The sequence below is a fragment of the Komagataeibacter ossonobensis genome (assembly GCF_057359305.1).
Map to the genome: position 1 here is coordinate 70597 of NZ_JBXAYQ010000007.1, position 15447 is coordinate 86043.

Sequence of the window (15447 nt, forward strand, 5' to 3'; positions counted from 1 at the left end):
ATCAGACAGCTTCGCGCCATTTCAGAAAAATGGCGCGAAGGGACTGTCCGCGGGGTTCAGGCAAACCAGACCGAAAGGGAGCGCACACCCTGTGCGCCCCGGATCAGCACGCCCTGGATATCCGCCGTGGCGGAGGGGCCGCTCATCAACACGCCATAATTGGCGGTCCTGAATTCCGGCCGTTCCTGATACGCGGTATGCATGTTCGCCGTAATGGTGGCGGGGGACATTACCACCACGATGTGCTGCCCCAGATGGGCGAAGGAATTGATCGGCAGCTGTGATTCGCTGAGGAAGATCGACCCCATTTCCGCAATGCCGAACGGCGCGCGCACCACGGTCACGTCAATGGTTGCCGCGTCCTGCGGGGTCTTCACCTTCTCGACCGGCAGCGTGCCGTGCGCTTCAGGCACGGTGGAGCAGATCACCTTCGCATCCGGGTGACGGCGCATGATGGCCTGATCCAGCGTTTCCCCTTCCACGGGTTCCAGCACATCACCGCCCAGTATCTTCAGGCTGGCGATAAAACGTTCACGGCTGGCGTCCAGGTCGCCCAGCGTCCTGACCGGCGGCAGCGGATGGTTTTCCGGCGTGGGGCGGTTGTTACGCAGGGCCTGCAGGATCTCGTCGCGTGCGGGGTTCATTTCTTGGTCTCCGGTGCGGCGGCAGGCTTGGCCTTCTCGCGGTTCTTGCGATACCAGTCATTGAATGTCTGCTTGACCGGATGGGGATTTTCGCGGTGCTTGCCCCACGGATTCAGCCAGTTATACAGCACGAAGCGCGGCATGGTGCCCAGCGAGACCTCGGTCGCCTTGATGGCGGCGCGGTACATCCTGGGCTGACCCATGAGCTTGCCCGCCATGTGCATGATCTCACGCTTGACGAAGGGCATTTCATGGTGCTGCACCAGCACGCGACGCCATTTGTACAGCTGTTCGTGAATGTTGATCTTGACCGGGCAGACATTGGTGCAGCTTCCGTTCAGCGTCGAGGCATAGGGAAGCGTGCTGTATTTGCGTTCGTTGAAGGTCGGGTCGATGATCGCACCGATCGGGCCGGAATACACCGCACCATAGGACAGCCCACCCGAACGGCGGTACACCGGGCAGGTGTTCATGCACGCGCCACAGCGGATACATTTGAGCGACGTCCAGAAATCTTCCATGCCCAGACGTGCGGAACGCCCGTTATCGACCAGCACCACGTGCATCTCGCCACCCTTCTGCGGGCCACGGAAATGGGTGGTGTACTGTGTGATCGGTGATCCCAGCGCACTGCGCGACAGCAGGCGTATGAATACGCCAAGGTCGGCCATGCGCGGGACAAGGCGTTCGATGCCGATGGTTGCGATATGCAGGTTGGGCACCGTCGCACTCAGGTCGGCATTGCCTTCGTTGGTGCAGACCACGAACGTGCCGGTTTCTGCCACCACGAAGTTGCCGCCGGTCATGCCCGCATCGGCATGCAGGATAACCGGACGGGCTGCCTGGCGCTGTGCTTCGGCCAGAAGGTGCGGGTCACGGATGTTGGGGTCGGTGTGGTAATCCTTGGCGAAGATTTTCGCCACGTCTGATGTCAGCTTGTGCACCGCCGGCACCACGATGTGGCTGGGCAACTGGTCATCAAGCTGCTGGATGCGTTCGCCAAGGTCGGTTTCGGTTACGGTGACACCCTGTTTTGCAAGATAGGGCCGCATGTCACACTCTTCGGTGACCATGGACTTGCTCTTGATCAGGTTGCGCGCGTTATGGCTCTTCAGGATTTCGCCCACGATGCGGTTATGTTCCGCCCCGTCGCGCGCCCAGTGGACGTGAATGCCGTTCTTTTTCGCGTTTTCCTCGAACTGCTCAAGGTATTCGGGCAGGCGGGAGAGCGTGTGTTCCTTGATGCGCGACGCTTCCTCGCGCAGTTCCTGCCATTCCGGCAGGATGTGCATCTGGGCGTCACGCTTCTGGCGCATGTCCCACAGGCGTTCGTCATGGAACTGCAGGTGGGGGGCGTCCTCAAGGAAATGCTCCGCCGCCCGGGCGTGGTTGACGGGCTTGTTGCTCATTGAGCTGCTCCGTTAAGGATCTGCGCGATATGAATGAAGCGGATGGGTACCCCCGCGCGTTCAGCGCAGCCCTGCTGGTGCATCACGCATGAAGAATCGGCCGAGACGATGTAATCCGCCCCCGCCTGGTAATGGTCACGCACCTTGTCCACGCCCATCTTGGCCGACACGGCTTCTTCCGTGACCGAGAAGGTGCCGCCGAAGCCGCAGCATTCATCGGGGCGCTTGGGGGTGACAAAGCGGATTCCCTTGACCTTCTTCAGCAGGTCCATCGGCTTGGAAAACGGCTTTTCACCCAGTTCGGACATGCTGGCCGTACGCAGGGCGCGCAGCGTGCCGCAACTGTTGTGCAGGCCTACGGTATGGTTGAATTCAGCCCACGGGAAGGCATCCACCTTCAGGATGTCATGCAGGAATTCGACCAGTTCGTAAGTGTTTTCGCGCACGTGGCGCACTTCGTCGGTCTGCGGGATCGCATCAAAATTGTCGCGGACATGATGCGTGCAGCTGCCTGATGGCATGACGATCTTGTCGTATTTCGCGAAATTGCGAACAAACAGGGCTTCCGCCGCGGCGGCGTCCGAATTGCAACCGGAATTGCCCATGGGCTGGCCGCAGCAGGTCTGGTCCAGCGGATATTCGACATCCTGTCCCAGTTTTTCCAGCAGTTCCAGCGTGGCGATCCCCGCTTCAGGGTAGAACGCGTCGATATAACACGGAATGAACAGGCCGATCTTCATTATGGGATACTCATCCTCAGCACGATTGGCGCGAAACGTGGCGCAAGCCATGTTATTTCGTCAAATATATATTGAAAGACATTCCCATATATAATTTATATGGAATATGGATCTAAGGCATTTACGTTATTTTGTAGCCGTTGCCGACAATGGTAGCTTTACCCGTGCCGCAGAGCAGCTAGGCATAGAACAGCCACCTCTGAGCCAGCAGATCAAGCAGTTGGAAAACGAGCTGGGTGTCCTGTTGTTCCAGCGGCTGACGCGCGGGGTCAGGCTGACGGATGTCGGGATGGTCCTGCTGGATCAGGCCCGTGCCCTACTGGGCATGCAGCAGCAGTTTCTTGCCACGGCGCAGGGACTGGCGCGGGGTGAGAAGGGGCATATCCGCGTGGGGCTGGCGGGGGCGGTCTCGCTGCTGCCCATGATCCCGCTGACGGTGCGGCGTTTCCGGGAACTCTGGCCCGATGTCACCATCTACCTGGAGGAAAGCAATACTCCCGCCCTGCGCAAGAGCCTGCACGACCGGGCCATAGACATTGCCATTGTCCGCCCGCCGGTGCCCGACGGGGCGGGCCTGCTGGTGTCCCCCCTGCTGGAGGAGGAAACGGTCGTGGCCCTGCCCAAGGGGCACCCGCTGGCCATCCACCCCCATCTTGAACTGGAAATGCTGGTGGATGAACCCTTCATCATCTTCCCGCGTGAACTCGGGCCGGGGTTCCATGACGCCATTCTGTCCGCCTGCCACAATGCAGGCTTCACGCCGCGCATGGGCCAGCAGGCCCCGCAGATCGCCTCCACCGTGCCGCTGGTGGCTGCAGGGCTTGGGGTATCGGTCGTGCCGCGTTCGCTGCACCAGATCCATTCCGGCGGCGTGACCTACCACTCGCTGGGGGCGAAGGCGCCGCGCGCGGAACTGGCCATCGCCATGCGGGCGGGACAGCATGTGCCGCTGCTGGCCAATTTCATTTCCACCCTGCGCGCATGCTGTCGGGACATGAATGACAGCGCTATTTCCGTGGCCCCCGTTCTGGAGGGGGTGGAAGAAACGGTCTGAAAATCACATGGCAGTTTCTGGCGATGATTTTTTCAGAATACGCTGGGAAATGTCGCCTTTTTGAAAAAAGGCGACACCCGGAAACTTTTATTATTCATCAATGGTCGTCTGGTCCGTGCGGCTGTCGCGGATCAGTTCATGGATGAAGGACAGCTTGCGCAGGATATCCGGCGTCAGCACAAACGGATAGAAATCCGGCAGGCCCATGGAACGGTTGAGGCTGTTGACCGCATAGGTCAGGGGCAACCATCCATCCGTGATTTCGGTAAATGACATTTCGGTATAGGGGTCGCGCCGGACGCTGGTGCGCAGCGGTGGCGCATGGGCGCCCGTCGCGTCAATCGACATGCCATAGGCCCATGCGGTTTCAAGGGTCGAGATGATGTGCAGGTAATGCGCCCATGTCTCGGCAAAGTCCTCCCACGGGTGGGACGTGGCGTAGTGGCTGACATACTGGCCGCGCCATGCGTCACTGGCCGGGGCTGCGTAATGGGCCTTCAGGCTGTCGGCGTAATCGCGCCGGTCATCCCCAAACACCGCCCGGCAGGCAGCCAGCCGCTCCGGCCCCGCGTCCCGGATCAGCACGTTCCAGTAGTAATGCCCGATTTCATGGCGGAAATGGCCCAGCAGGGTGCGGTAGTATTCCCCCATTTCCTGCCGTAGCTGTTCACGTCGCGCATCATCCGTCTCGTTCAGGGCGATGGTGATGACGCCGTTCATGTGGCCCGTCATGGCGGGCGTGCCATCGGGCAGGCTGTCGAGGAAATCGAACGCCAGCCCGCCTTCGGGATCCTGCCGCCGGTTACGCAGGGGCAGGCCAAGGCGCAGCAGGCTGTAGAACAGGCGGTGCTTGGCCACCTCCACCTTCTGCCACCGCGCGATATTGCCGGGTACCGACAGGTTGGGAATGGTGCGGTTGAAACTGCATGCGATGCAGAAGGGCTGCCCCGGTTCCGCCAGCCAGTTGCATGCGCTGTAAGCGTTGTTGGCGCATAGCGCGCGCGGCGGGGCATCGGGCGTTGACAGCGGTTGCCACAACCCGTCCCCCATGGCGTCCAGCGCGGACAGGACGGTCCGTTCCGGCACATAACCCAGCGTATGGCCGCAGCGTTCGCATGCCGTATTCTCGAAAAACAGGACCTGCTGGCATGACTGGCAGAAAAACAGTTTCATGAGGGGTGTATAGCCCGACGCGGGGTGGATGCCATATCCGCGACCGGGGGCATGGGCGTGGTTTCCATCACGGCTTCAAATGTGGCGACGCAGTAGTCCAGCAGGCCGCTGACCGGGGCGGCATGCTGCGGGGTCGTGGCGACCGCCAGCGGGACATGCCCCTGTGCCGCCAGCAGGCCCGATGTCGTATCCAGCCCGATCCAGCCGGCGCCGGGCACATGCACCTGCGTCCATGCATGCAGGTCGCAACCCAGCCGGTCCGGAGCATTCAGGTCCGGCTGGAACAGGTAGCCCGATACAAACCGGGCGGCAAAGCCCAGCCTGCGCAGCACGGCGATCAGCAGCCACGCGCTGTCGCGGCACGAACCGGCGGCGTGACACAGGGTTTCCTCCGGCGACCACACGCCCGCTTCGGGCCGGATGCGGTAGGTGATGTGTGTTGCAATGGCCCGGTTCAGGTCCACCAGCAGGTCCAGTGTGGGACAGGGCAGCCTGGCGTGCCATTCCGCCACAAAGGCATCAAGCAGCGGGGTAGGCGACCCGTCCGCGCCGTCGTCTGCGTTCAGCCTGTAGGGGGCAAGGGCAGGGGCGTCGCATGTCCCGTCGGCAGGCCAGTGGCGGGCGGATGGGGCAAGGGTGAAGTGGAACGGGTTGATGGGCGTCAGGTCGGTTGCAAGGCGGACGGTGATATCGAAATGCGTGACCCGTTCGGGGAACGTGACGCGGGCGATCCGGTTGCCGGACGCGTCCTGTCCCCAGACGCGCGTACAGGGCTGGGGCGCGATATCCATGTTGTGGGACAGGACATTGCGGCAACCCGGCAGGGGATGCAGGCGGATGGTCTGCGGGCCAAGGTGAACAGGCCGGTCGTATCGGTACCGTGTGTGGTGGACCAGCATGGCATGCGCGTTCATGTAATCTAGAGCCCCGGAAAACTGTCCCGCATGCCTGCCATCGTGATCCGGCGATGGTGCGGTTCGGACGTGGTTTGTCTGTCACCGTCCACGCTATCAGGATTGGTGGCGGCGGCAATATCGTATTTTTCCGGCATTTTGGCCCGAATGGGAAGGGAATGCAGATTCGTTCTTGGCAAGAGACGATTTTCTTGCTCCGCTAGAAACGGATCGAAACGAAATTGCAGGTGGGCGGACATGATTCCTTCGCGCCTGATCCACCTCCACGCCAGCGGGGGTAGGACATGAATGATATGAAAATGGCAGCACAGGCCGCCGGGCTGTTCGCGACGTACGACATTCCGGATTTTTTCTGTGAACTGCTCAATCGCGGGGATATCCCGCCGCCCGACCTGAAACTGGTGCGTGACCGCCTGGCGCACTTCGACCTGGCGGAACTGCGGCGCAGGGCGACCGCGGTGGAAGCGCAGTTCTACCGCCTTGGCATAACGTTTACCGTCTATTCCGACCGCGAGGCGATTGATCGCGTCCTGCCGTTTGATGTCATTCCGCGCGTGCTGACTGCCATGGAATGGGACCATGTCGAACGCGGCGTGCAGCAGCGCGTGCGCGCCATCAACCTGTTCCTGCATGACATTTACCACGACCGGCATATCCTCAATGACGGTGTGGTGCCGCGCGATCTGGTGCTGGGAAACGCCAATTACTGTCAGGCCATGGTCGGGCTGGATGTGCCCGGCGGGGTTTACGTGCATATCAATGGCACCGACCTTGTGCGTGACCGCGATGGCCGCTTCCTGGTGCTGGAAGATAATGCCCGCACGCCCTCGGGCGTGTCATACGTGCTGGAAGACCGGCAGATGATGCTGCGTCTCATGCCCGATCTGGCACGGGGGCTGAACATCCGCCCGGTAGATGAATACGGTCCCCGCCTGCACCGCGCGCTGGCGGAGGTCGCACCCATTGGCGTGGATAACCCGCAGGTGGTCCTGCTATCGCCCGGCATCTATAATGCCGCGTATTTCGAGCATGTGTTCCTTGCGCGTGAAATGGGCATCCCGCTGGTCGAGGGACGTGACCTGATGGTGGAGGACGGGCGTGTCTACATGCGCACCGTGGCCGGTCCCCGCCCGGTCCATTCCATCTACCGGCGGCTGAATGACGATTTCCTTGACCCGCAGGTGTTCAATCCCGACAGCATGCTGGGTGTGCCGGGACTGGTGGATGCCTACCGCAGGGGCAACGTGACGCTGGCCAACGCCATTGGCACGGGCGTTGCGGATGACAAGGCGGTCTATGCCTACATGCCACGCATCATCCGCTATTACCTGGATGAGGAGCCGATCCTGACCAACGTTGAAACCCATATCTGCGCCGAGCGCGAGGGGCTGGACTACACGCTGGCCAACATCGAACGGCTGGTGGTCAAGCCGGTGGGCGAATCCGGCGGCTACGGGCTGCTGATCGGTCCCCATGCGACACAGTCGGAACTGGATGAATTCCGTGCCCTGCTGCGCGCCAACCCGGCGAATTACATAAGCCAGCCGGTCATAAACCTGTCGGTTTCGCCCACGTTATGCCCCACCGGGGTTGAGGCACGGCATGTGGACCTGCGCCCCTTTGCCGTGACCGGGCGCGATACATGGGTGCTGCCCGGCGGTCTGTCGCGTGTGGCCCTGCGCAAGGGGTCGCTTGTGGTCAATTCATCGCAGGGTGGTGGGTCAAAGGATACATGGGTGCTGGCATCATGACACAGGTTTCGGTCTTTCCCGCCCCGGTCATGCCGGGGCTGCGCAACCTGCTTTCACGCTATGCCGAAAGCACGATGTGGCTGTCGCGTTATATGGAGCGTATTGAAAACCTTGCCCGCCTGATCGAGGTGACCAGCACATCGGTTTCAGCCACCAACCTGGATGCGGGATGGGACAGCGTCATCCGCATCAACGCGGATGAAGGCCTGTTCTTCCAGCATCATGAAGCCGCGACCGAACGCAGTGTTGTGGCCTTTTACATCATTGATGCCAACAATCCGGACTCCATCGTGTCCATGGCCCGTTATGCGCGGGAAAATGCGCGGGTACTGCGTCCCCTGATCTCGACCGAGATGTGGATGCATCTGAATGTCTTTACGCGCTGGGTCATGGAACTGGGACCCAATGATGTGGGCGCGGGCTATCTGTCCGGCCTGTGCACGCGACTGAAACAGGACTGCCAGACCCATTTTGGCATAACCGAGGGCACGCTGTACCGCGACCAGGCATGGTTGTTCTATATCCTTGGCAAGCACCTTGAACGCGCGGACCAGATCACACGGCTGATTGACATAAAATACCATACCCTGCTGCCCAGTGGCGTTGGTGTCGGTTCTGATATCGACATGAGCCAGTGGACGTCCGTGCTGCGGTCGGCTGCGGCGTACCATGCCTTCCGTCGCGTCCTGCCCGAAGGGATGACGCCCGCCAATATCGTGGGTTTCCTGCTGAAGAATGACGGTTTTCCCCGTTCGCTGTCCACCAGCCTGCGCAGTGTCTATAGCGTGCTGGGGTCGCTGGCGGGTGAGTACCGCCTGCGGCACTGCGCCCCGATCATTGAACGGGTGGAGGAACTGCGCGTCACACTGGCTGAGCAGACGGTGGAAGACATCATCCTGCGGGGCCTACATGAATACATGGACTGGATCCAGCGTGAACTGCGGCAGATCCAGAACGAAATCGCCCATGCCTTCTGGCCGCCTGCCGTATCGGTTCAGCCCATCGGGCCGGGGCGGATGGAACAGATTCAGGATTAGAAAAGGTAATGTATTGATCAAGAAGTAATAAAAGTTCTTGGGTGCCGCCTTTTTTCAAACAGGCGGCATGCCTTGAAGCTTTCTGAAAAAAGCTTCGCCAAAAAACTTCTTTTGGATTTCCGGGATATCGCAGGACCGGACGGCCCGGATACATTACGATTTCAGGAATGACTGGCTGGGGCGGGAGGGTTCGAACCTCCGCATGGCGGAATCAAAATCCGCTGCCTTACCACTTGGCTACGCCCCAATAAGTCCGGTAACCGTGCGATTCGCGCGATACGGTGATCTTCTAATGTCTAAAGGGCCGTCCCGTAAAGGGGGGGAGGATGGCCCGATCGGGTTTATTCAGGCCGAAGGTTCCAGCGGCAGGTCCACCAGCGGATCGGTGTCCGCATCATACCCGCCACCAGGCATGGGGGCCTGCGGTGCCGCCGGGGCCAGGCCGGTAAAGCGCGCGGCACGATCCAGCGCCTGATCCAGCGCTGCCATGGTGGTGCCCATGTCCTGACTGTCATCCTTGTCCCATGCCCGCAGGGTCATGGTCCATACGCCCAGCAGGGCCTGCAGGCGCAGGCCACCGGCCAGGCCATTGGTTTCCATGCCCGCTGCATTGGCGATCCACTTCATGCTTTCCAGTGTGGCGCCCCCCAGCATGATGGCCAGTGGTGGGTCCATGGGCAGGGCACGCAGCACGCTGCGCACGCCTTCGCGGTACTGCTGGAACACGTCCAGGCGGCGCATGAGCATGTCGAACAGCTTTTCACGCACGCTGCCTTCGGATTCATCTTCCACCAGCGCAGCCTCATCCGCCAGCCGACCCAGTGTCAGCAGCAGCATCGCCTTGCACGGCGCACGCCTGCGCGCGGTCTCCAGACTCAGCCCGGCATCCCGCGCCGCGTCAACGACCGTCACGCGTCGCCAGCCGTGCGAAGCGGCACGTTCCAACGTTGAGCGGAGAAGGGTGGCGTCAAACAGGTCGTTATCCATGGAGGGCATAATCTTCCGGGTTAAGGGTATCGGTGGTGGGCACACGGCGCCACATGGTCATGAAACGGGTTGCGGGCCTGACAGTTCACGCGCCCGTTTTGTCCCTGCCTTCAGGGCAGCGGCAAGGGTTGCGGGCCATGCACCATCCGCCATCAGCACTTCCAGCGCCTTCTGCGTCGTGCCGTTGGGACTGGTCACGTTGCGACGCAGGGTGGCGGCGTCGATGCCGCTGTGCTGCATCAGCGCGCCCGCACCCGATACCGTCTGGCGTGCGATCAGACGGGCAAGGTCGGGCGGCAGGCCGTCGGCCACGCCCAGCTGTTCCAGCAGTTCCGCCAGCAGGAAGACATAGGCCGGTCCGCTGCCGGAAATGGATGTGACGATATCGATCTGGTCTTCGTGTTCGACCCACGCCACTTCCCCCACCGCGCGCAGCAGGCGCGTGCACAGTTTGCGCTGTGCGGGTGTTGCGATGGGGGGCGCGTAGCAGACCGTCATGCCCTGCCCGATGGCGCTGGGCGTATTGGGCATGGTGCGGATCACGATGGGTGTGGGGCTGCCGGGTGGCAGGTGGGCCGCCAGCGCATCCGTCAGGTTTTTCACCGTGCGGCCCGCCAGCACCGATATGACCGGCGCATGCACGGTGAAGGGCGCGACCGCGGACATGACGGCGTCCACCTTCTGCGGTTTGGTGGCCAGTATGATCATGCCCGGCCGGAAATCGGCCGGGACATCATCAAGGCTACGGACAAGGTGGTGCGGGGCAGGCACGGATTCGCGGTGGCGATCGACGATGAAAGACGGGGCCAGCCCTTCCTTCAGCCAGCCATCCAGCATCGCACCGCCCATTTTGCCGCAACCGACCAGAAGAAGGGGGGGAAGGGTTTCGGGCATCAGGCCATCCCCACGCAGTCAAGCATCGCGGCTTCCAGCGCATCCGCCGGTTTCTTGCCGCCCCACAGCACGAACTGGAAGGCGGGGTAGAAACGTTCACATTCGGTCAGGGCGATGTCGATCATGTCTTCCAGGCTTTCCACCGATGCCCCGCGTGACCCGCGCAGCAGGACCGCATGGCGGAAGACCGGCGTGCCATGGTCGGGGTCCATGCTGAAATGGCCGATCCACAGCCGTTCGTTGGCCAGCGCAAGGAGTTCGAACAGGTTGCGCCGCTGGTCCGCGGGAACCTTGAGGTCAAACGTGCAGGTGAAATGCATGGCGTTCACTTCTTCCGACCAGCAGAAGAACAGGCCGTAATCGCACCATTTTCCCGGTGCTTCGGCCGCCATTTCCGAATCGTTGCGGCGTTCGAAATTCCAGTCATATCCGCCCACGATCCGTTCCATCAGATCGAGTGGATTCGTATTGCGTGGGATCGCTGTTTCAGTCAGAGCTGGCATGTGGCACTCCCCGAAGCCGTCGTGGAGGAAATCCGGGCATGCGCCGGATTCCGCGTATCTCTGCATCCGGTCCGTGGCCTGTTGCGGGGAATCCGGGCGCGGACCGTCCTGTTACACTATGGCCCACCGGCACGCGCTGCAAGCGTTGTGCTTACAGTCCCGGGCGCGTGGGCGCGGTCAGGCTGGCCTCCAGGTCGGAGACGCGTTCTTCCAGCCGGCTGATCCGGTTTTCCAGTTCGCCCTGCGCCAGGCGCGCACGGGTCGCGACTTCGCGCACGACCTCGAATTCATCGCGGCGGACAAGGTTCAGGCTGCCCAGTGTTTCATCCACGCGGGCGCGTACGATCGCGCCGATTTCCTCACGCACGCCAGCCAGCGCCGAGAACGCGCCACCGGCCACACCGGCTAGGTCATCAAAAATGCGGGGCCTGTCGGACATAGTGGGTACTCCATGACGTTCCGCGCCGCGTCCTGTGCCAGTCCACGCGCGAGATGAAAGCAGCCACTATAGACACATTGGCGGCTCAGGGCTATCCGCACGATTGCAGTGGCCGTGGCGACGCCGCAATATCGACTTCCATGCAACAGGGCGGGGTGCGCGACAGTGATCGTTATTACCGGGGGGGCGGGCTTTATCGGGTCATGCATGCAGCAGGCGCTGCATGCGCGCGGGATCGATACGGTCGTGGTGGACTGGCTGGGCAATGAAGGCAAGTGGCGTAACCTGCGCCATCACACGCCCACGCGCATCATCGCCCCCGAGGCACTGGACACGTGGCTTGAAACCCGTCCCGACATATCGGCCGTGATCCATCTGGGCGCGATCAGTGAGACGACGGCCACCGATGGTGACCTGGTATGGCGCACCAATGTGGATTTGTCCGAACGGCTGCTGTCATGGTGCGCGCATGAAGGGGTGCGGTTCATCTATGCCTCCTCCGCCGCGACATACGGGGCGGCGGACAAAGCCGAGCAGTTCAGTGACGATCCCGCCCTGCTGGACCACCTGAAGCCGCTCAACCTGTATGGCTGGTCCAAGCAGGCATTCGACCGTTCGGTGCTGCGCCGGGTGGCGGGTGGGGCGATGTCCGGCCTGTCATGGGCGGGGCTGAAGTTCTTCAATGTCTATGGCCCCAATGAATACCACAAGGGACGCATGATCTCGGTGGTGAAGGTCAAGTATGACGAGGCCCGCGCCGGCCAGCCGCTGCGCCTGTTCCGTTCCGACGTGCCGGGACTGGCGGATGGGGCGCAGGCGCGCGACTTCATCTGGGTGGGGGATGTGGTCGATGTCATGCTGTGGCTGCTGGACCATGGCACCGTGTGCGGGCTGTTCAACTGCGGCACCGGGGTCGCGCGGAGCTATATCGACCTGGCCCATGCGGTATGCGATGCGGCGAACGTGCCGCGCCGGATCGAATTCATCGACATGCCTGATGCGCTGCGCGGGCAGTACCAGTCCTTTACCTGTGCCGACATGCGCAGGTTGCGGGCGGCAGGCTATGCCCGGCCCTTCACCACGCTGGAGGACGGGGTACACCGTTACGTCCACGACTACCTTGCGGCCCCCGATCCCTATCTGTAACCGCCTGCCGCCGCCACAACCATGACAATGAAAGTGGGCCGATGCTGCCTGTCCTGATCTTCCCGCAGTTCGATCCGGTAATGGTCCATTTCGGGCCGTTCGCCATCCGCTGGTATGCCATGGCTTATATCGTGGCGCTTGTGGCGGGGTGGCGCATCGCGCGCCACCTTGTGGCGCTGGCCCCACGGGCCGCGACCGCGCTGCAGGTGGATGACTTCCTGACATGGGCGACGCTGGGCGTGGTGCTGGGCGGGCGGCTGGGCTACATCCTGTTCTACCAGCCGGGTTTTTACCTGACCCACCCACTGGCGATCCTGCAGGTCTGGCGGGGTGGCATGTCGTTCCATGGCGGGGCGGCGGGGGTGATTATCGCGCTGATCGTGTTCACGCGCCTGAACGGATTAAGTTTCTTTGCCTTTTCCGATCGCATCACCACGGTCGTGCCCATCGGGCTTGGGCTGGGGCGGCTCGCCAATTTCATCAATGGGGAACTGTGGGGGCGGCCGGCCCCGTCCTCGCTGCCATGGGCCATGATCTTTCCCGATGCGGGGCCGGAACCGCGCCATCCATCCGAACTGTATGAAGCCTTTGCGGAGGGGCTGCTGCTGTTCACCCTGCTGTGGTGCGTATCGCGCAGCCTGCGCGTGCGCCAGCACCCCGGTTTCATCGCGGGGCTGTTCCTGTTCGGTTATGCGGTGGCGCGGACGGTATGCGAATGCTTTCGCGAACCGGACGCCTTTATCGGCTTCCTGCCCTTTGGCGTGACAATGGGGCAGGTATTGTGCGTGCCCATGGCGATCGGGGGGGCGGGGCTTATGCTCAACGCCTATATGCGGCCCGCGCGTACATCCGTCATGGCGGAGGAGCCAGCCGGCCCCGCTGGTGATGAAGAGGCGACCCGGTGAGCGGACCCGGCGAACGCCTGGACCATTTCATGGCCCGGGCGAATGCCGCCTATTACGCAGGGTGCGATCCGTTTGCCGATTTCATTACCGCGCCTGAGATATCGCAGGTGTTTGGTGAACTGCTGGGCGCGTGGGTGGCGGTGGTGTGGGACCAGCTGGGCCGTCCCGATCCCTTCATGCTGGTGGAAGCCGGGCCGGGGCGTGGAACCCTCATGGCCGATGCCCTGCGGTTGCTGCGCCGCGTCGCCCCGGCCTGCCATGAGGCCATGCGCGTACACCTGATCGAGACATCGCCCCGCCTGCGTGGTGTGCAGGCGCGTGCCCTGCGTGACGCCGCGGCCGTGCCGGTATGCTGGCATGACGGGCTGGATGGTGTGCCCGATGGGCCGATGGTGCTGCTGGCCAATGAATTCCTTGATGCCCTGCCCATCCGGCAGTTCGTCAGGCGCGGGCAGGGCTGGGAAGAGCGCTTCGTGCATGATGGCGCATTCATGCAGGCCGCCAGTGATGTCCCGGCGGGCCATCCCGCCCGCCTGCGCCCGGTGCCCGAAGGGGACGTGCTGGAAACCTGCCAGCCCGCGCTGGATTTCATTCATGCGCTGGGCATGCGCCTGCTGCGCTGGCCGGGGGCGGCGGTGCTGATCGACTATGGGTATGATACCCCTGCCTGGGGGGACAGCCTGCAGGCATTGCGCAATGGCCGTCCGGCTGATCCCCTGCTGGATGCGGGCAGCGCGGACCTTACGGCGCATGTTGATTTCCGGGCGATTGCCGATCATGTCCCCGGTGGGGTGGATGTGTGGGGCAGCATGACCCAGGGGGCGTTCCTGTCCGCGCTGGGGCTTGCCGCGCGCACCGAACAGCTTGCCCGTGCCGCCCCCGCGCAGGCGGATGAAATCCGCGCGGCGGCCATGCGGCTGGCCGCACCGGACCGCATGGGACAGCTTTTTCGTGTAATGGGGCTTTCATCCGGCCTTGCAGGTGACCTGCCGGGCTTCGCGGGCAGGCGCGCAGGCGATGGAATAGTCAGGGGAGAAACGCCATGACGACCGACAGCGTGATTACAGATGCGCAGGTAGTGCGCAGCCCGGTTTTCGGCGGGATGCGGCATGGGTTCTTTACCCGTCAGGGGGGCGTGTCAACCGGGCCGTACGCCAGCCTGAACTGTTCGACCCGTTCGGCGGATGATCCCGCCGCCCTGCATGAAAACCGCCGCCGGGTGGCGCAATATGTCGGCGTGCGCCCCGATCATCTGCTGGGCCTGACGCAGGTGCATGGAAATCGCACCATTACGGTCACGACGCCATGGGAAACCGGCCGTGGGCCGGAGGGCGACGGCATGGTGACCGACCGTCCCGGCCTTGCACTGGGCGTGATTACGGCGGACTGCGCTCCGGTGCTGTTCAGCAATGCACGGGGCACGGTCGTGGGGGCGGCACATGCAGGCTGGCGTGGCGCCTGTGGCGGGATTCTGGAGTCGGTGGTGGCGGCCATGGGCGCGCTGGGCTGTACGCCCGGTGACATCCATGCCGTGATCGGCCCCTGTATCGCGCCGGGCAGTTACGAGGTCGGCCCGGACATGCGCGATGCGGCGCTGGCGCATGACGTGGCGGCGGAAGCATTTTTCACCCCTGCGGCGCGGGCGGGGCATTACATGTTTGACCTGCCGGGATACGGCGTCATGCGGCTGCGGCGCTGCGGTGTGGGACAGGCTGTGGCGCTGGGCCTCGATACCCTGCATGATGAAACCCGTTTCTTCAGCCATCGCCGCCGTACGCTGGCTGGTGGCGGGGTAATCGGGCACCAGATTTCCGTTATTGCCTGCCCGGCGATATAGATAGGGGCATGATG

At 62.8% G+C, this 15447-nt stretch carries 17 protein-coding genes and 1 tRNA gene; 7 read left to right on the plus strand and 11 right to left on the minus strand.

What is annotated here, in order from left to right:
• Positions 1 to 56: 56 nt before the first annotated feature.
• The 3 genes from AC1RQ9_RS07130 to AC1RQ9_RS07140 are packed head-to-tail and all read right to left on the minus strand — an operon-like array spanning position 57 to position 2793.
• The gene (locus AC1RQ9_RS07130) at positions 57 to 644 is read right to left on the minus strand and encodes a LutC/YkgG family protein (protein WP_485986169.1); all 588 of its coding nucleotides are present in this window, start codon (positions 642 to 644) and stop codon (positions 57 to 59) included.
• Complete coding sequence (locus tag AC1RQ9_RS07135) at positions 641 to 2053, minus strand: lactate utilization protein B (protein WP_193733416.1); 1413 nt, start codon at positions 2051 to 2053, stop codon at positions 641 to 643. The genes AC1RQ9_RS07130 and AC1RQ9_RS07135 overlap by 4 nt, the downstream gene beginning before the upstream one ends.
• Positions 2050 to 2793 (minus strand): (Fe-S)-binding protein, encoded by a 744-nt coding sequence (locus AC1RQ9_RS07140; RefSeq protein ID WP_193733417.1) that lies wholly within the window; start codon positions 2791 to 2793, stop codon positions 2050 to 2052. Before AC1RQ9_RS07140 ends, AC1RQ9_RS07135 begins: the two co-directional genes overlap by 4 nt.
• A gap of 106 nt (positions 2794 to 2899) precedes the next feature.
• Here AC1RQ9_RS07140 and AC1RQ9_RS07145 point away from each other — a divergent pair, with 106 nt between their 5' ends.
• Positions 2900 to 3847, plus strand: a complete 948-nt coding sequence (locus AC1RQ9_RS07145) for a LysR family transcriptional regulator (RefSeq protein ID WP_485986170.1) — start codon at positions 2900 to 2902, stop codon at positions 3845 to 3847.
• Between the two features lie 90 nt (positions 3848 to 3937).
• On the opposite strand, the gene AC1RQ9_RS07150 is transcribed toward AC1RQ9_RS07145, so the two are convergent.
• Genes AC1RQ9_RS07150 through AC1RQ9_RS07160 form a run of 3 tightly spaced genes read right to left on the minus strand, consistent with a single transcriptional unit; the run spans position 3938 to position 6173 of the window.
• Positions 3938 to 5020 carry a zinc-binding metallopeptidase family protein gene (locus AC1RQ9_RS07150; RefSeq protein ID WP_485986172.1) on the minus strand — a complete coding sequence of 361 codons (1083 nt, stop codon included), beginning with the start codon at positions 5018 to 5020 and terminating at the stop codon, positions 3938 to 3940.
• Positions 5017 to 5934 (minus strand): transglutaminase family protein, encoded by a 918-nt coding sequence (locus AC1RQ9_RS07155; protein ID WP_485986174.1) that lies wholly within the window; start codon positions 5932 to 5934, stop codon positions 5017 to 5019. Before AC1RQ9_RS07155 ends, AC1RQ9_RS07150 begins: the two co-directional genes overlap by 4 nt.
• A gap of 5 nt (positions 5935 to 5939) precedes the next feature.
• Positions 5940 to 6173: a hypothetical protein gene (locus AC1RQ9_RS07160; protein ID WP_193733421.1), complete on the minus strand. Its 234-nt coding sequence runs from the start codon at positions 6171 to 6173 to the stop codon at positions 5940 to 5942.
• Positions 6174 to 6218: 45 nt separating this feature from the next.
• On the opposite strand from AC1RQ9_RS07160, the gene AC1RQ9_RS07165 reads away from it, so the two are divergent.
• Complete coding sequence (locus AC1RQ9_RS07165) at positions 6219 to 7685, plus strand: circularly permuted type 2 ATP-grasp protein (RefSeq protein WP_485986175.1); 1467 nt, start codon at positions 6219 to 6221, stop codon at positions 7683 to 7685.
• A complete protein-coding gene (locus AC1RQ9_RS07170; protein ID WP_485986176.1) occupies positions 7667 to 8722 on the plus strand; it encodes an alpha-E domain-containing protein in 1056 nt (351 codons plus the stop codon). The genes AC1RQ9_RS07165 and AC1RQ9_RS07170 overlap by 19 nt, the downstream gene beginning before the upstream one ends.
• 172 nt (positions 8723 to 8894) lie before the next feature.
• Here AC1RQ9_RS07170 and AC1RQ9_RS07175 read toward each other — a convergent pair.
• The 5 genes from AC1RQ9_RS07175 to AC1RQ9_RS07195 form a co-directional block, all read right to left on the minus strand.
• Positions 8895 to 8969, minus strand: a tRNA-Gln gene (locus AC1RQ9_RS07175).
• 98 nt (positions 8970 to 9067) lie between these two features.
• Positions 9068 to 9709: a TetR family transcriptional regulator gene (locus AC1RQ9_RS07180; RefSeq protein WP_485986177.1), complete on the minus strand. Its 642-nt coding sequence runs from the start codon at positions 9707 to 9709 to the stop codon at positions 9068 to 9070.
• 57 nt (positions 9710 to 9766) lie between these two features.
• Positions 9767 to 10603 (minus strand): pyrroline-5-carboxylate reductase, encoded by an 837-nt coding sequence (proC, locus tag AC1RQ9_RS07185; protein WP_485986179.1) that lies wholly within the window; start codon positions 10601 to 10603, stop codon positions 9767 to 9769.
• Positions 10603 to 11106: a type III secretion system chaperone family protein gene (locus AC1RQ9_RS07190; protein WP_026019653.1), complete on the minus strand. Its 504-nt coding sequence runs from the start codon at positions 11104 to 11106 to the stop codon at positions 10603 to 10605. The genes proC and AC1RQ9_RS07190 overlap by 1 nt, the downstream gene beginning before the upstream one ends.
• Positions 11107 to 11257: 151 nt before the next feature.
• The gene (locus AC1RQ9_RS07195) at positions 11258 to 11545 is read right to left on the minus strand and encodes an accessory factor UbiK family protein (RefSeq protein ID WP_010508799.1); all 288 of its coding nucleotides are present in this window, start codon (positions 11543 to 11545) and stop codon (positions 11258 to 11260) included.
• Between the two features lie 165 nt (positions 11546 to 11710).
• Between AC1RQ9_RS07195 and rfaD the strand changes: the two genes are divergently transcribed.
• From rfaD to pgeF, 4 genes are read left to right on the plus strand one after another with little or no spacing between them, the layout of a single operon-like run.
• Complete coding sequence (rfaD, locus tag AC1RQ9_RS07200) at positions 11711 to 12691, plus strand: ADP-glyceromanno-heptose 6-epimerase (RefSeq protein WP_485986180.1); 981 nt, start codon at positions 11711 to 11713, stop codon at positions 12689 to 12691.
• Positions 12692 to 12732: 41 nt separating this feature from the next.
• Positions 12733 to 13596: a prolipoprotein diacylglyceryl transferase gene (gene lgt, locus AC1RQ9_RS07205; RefSeq protein WP_485986181.1), complete on the plus strand. Its 864-nt coding sequence runs from the start codon at positions 12733 to 12735 to the stop codon at positions 13594 to 13596.
• Positions 13593 to 14642, plus strand: a complete 1050-nt coding sequence (locus tag AC1RQ9_RS07210; protein ID WP_485986182.1) for a class I SAM-dependent methyltransferase — start codon at positions 13593 to 13595, stop codon at positions 14640 to 14642. Before lgt ends, AC1RQ9_RS07210 begins: the two co-directional genes overlap by 4 nt.
• Positions 14639 to 15433: a peptidoglycan editing factor PgeF gene (pgeF, locus tag AC1RQ9_RS07215; RefSeq protein ID WP_485986183.1), complete on the plus strand. Its 795-nt coding sequence runs from the start codon at positions 14639 to 14641 to the stop codon at positions 15431 to 15433. The genes AC1RQ9_RS07210 and pgeF overlap by 4 nt, the downstream gene beginning before the upstream one ends.
• Positions 15434 to 15447: the final 14 nt, after the last annotated feature.

What these genes read in the sequence shown, in the direction of transcription:
- AC1RQ9_RS07190 (WP_026019653.1), bottom strand. Translation starts at nt 11,106, where the DNA reads ATGCCAGCTCTGACTGAAACAGCGATCCCACGCAATACGAATCCACTC.
- AC1RQ9_RS07135 (WP_193733416.1), bottom strand. Translation starts at nt 2,053, where the DNA reads ATGAGCAACAAGCCCGTCAACCACGCCCGGGCGGCGGAGCATTTCCTT.
- pgeF (WP_485986183.1), top strand. Translation starts at nt 14,639, where the DNA reads ATGACGACCGACAGCGTGATTACAGATGCGCAGGTAGTGCGCAGCCCG.
- AC1RQ9_RS07145 (WP_485986170.1), top strand. Translation starts at nt 2,900, where the DNA reads ATGGATCTAAGGCATTTACGTTATTTTGTAGCCGTTGCCGACAATGGT.
- AC1RQ9_RS07160 (WP_193733421.1), bottom strand. Translation starts at nt 6,173, where the DNA reads ATGTCCGCCCACCTGCAATTTCGTTTCGATCCGTTTCTAGCGGAGCAA.
- proC (WP_485986179.1), bottom strand. Translation starts at nt 10,603, where the DNA reads ATGCCCGAAACCCTTCCCCCCCTTCTTCTGGTCGGTTGCGGCAAAATG.
- lgt (WP_485986181.1), top strand. Translation starts at nt 12,733, where the DNA reads ATGCTGCCTGTCCTGATCTTCCCGCAGTTCGATCCGGTAATGGTCCAT.
- AC1RQ9_RS07155 (WP_485986174.1), bottom strand. Translation starts at nt 5,934, where the DNA reads ATGAACGCGCATGCCATGCTGGTCCACCACACACGGTACCGATACGAC.
- AC1RQ9_RS07170 (WP_485986176.1), top strand. Translation starts at nt 7,667, where the DNA reads ATGGGTGCTGGCATCATGACACAGGTTTCGGTCTTTCCCGCCCCGGTC.
- AC1RQ9_RS07195 (WP_010508799.1), bottom strand. Translation starts at nt 11,545, where the DNA reads ATGTCCGACAGGCCCCGCATTTTTGATGACCTAGCCGGTGTGGCCGGT.
- AC1RQ9_RS07180 (WP_485986177.1), bottom strand. Translation starts at nt 9,709, where the DNA reads ATGGATAACGACCTGTTTGACGCCACCCTTCTCCGCTCAACGTTGGAA.
- AC1RQ9_RS07150 (WP_485986172.1), bottom strand. Translation starts at nt 5,020, where the DNA reads ATGAAACTGTTTTTCTGCCAGTCATGCCAGCAGGTCCTGTTTTTCGAG.
- AC1RQ9_RS07130 (WP_485986169.1), bottom strand. Translation starts at nt 644, where the DNA reads ATGAACCCCGCACGCGACGAGATCCTGCAGGCCCTGCGTAACAACCGC.
- AC1RQ9_RS07165 (WP_485986175.1), top strand. Translation starts at nt 6,219, where the DNA reads ATGAATGATATGAAAATGGCAGCACAGGCCGCCGGGCTGTTCGCGACG.
- AC1RQ9_RS07140 (WP_193733417.1), bottom strand. Translation starts at nt 2,793, where the DNA reads ATGAAGATCGGCCTGTTCATTCCGTGTTATATCGACGCGTTCTACCCT.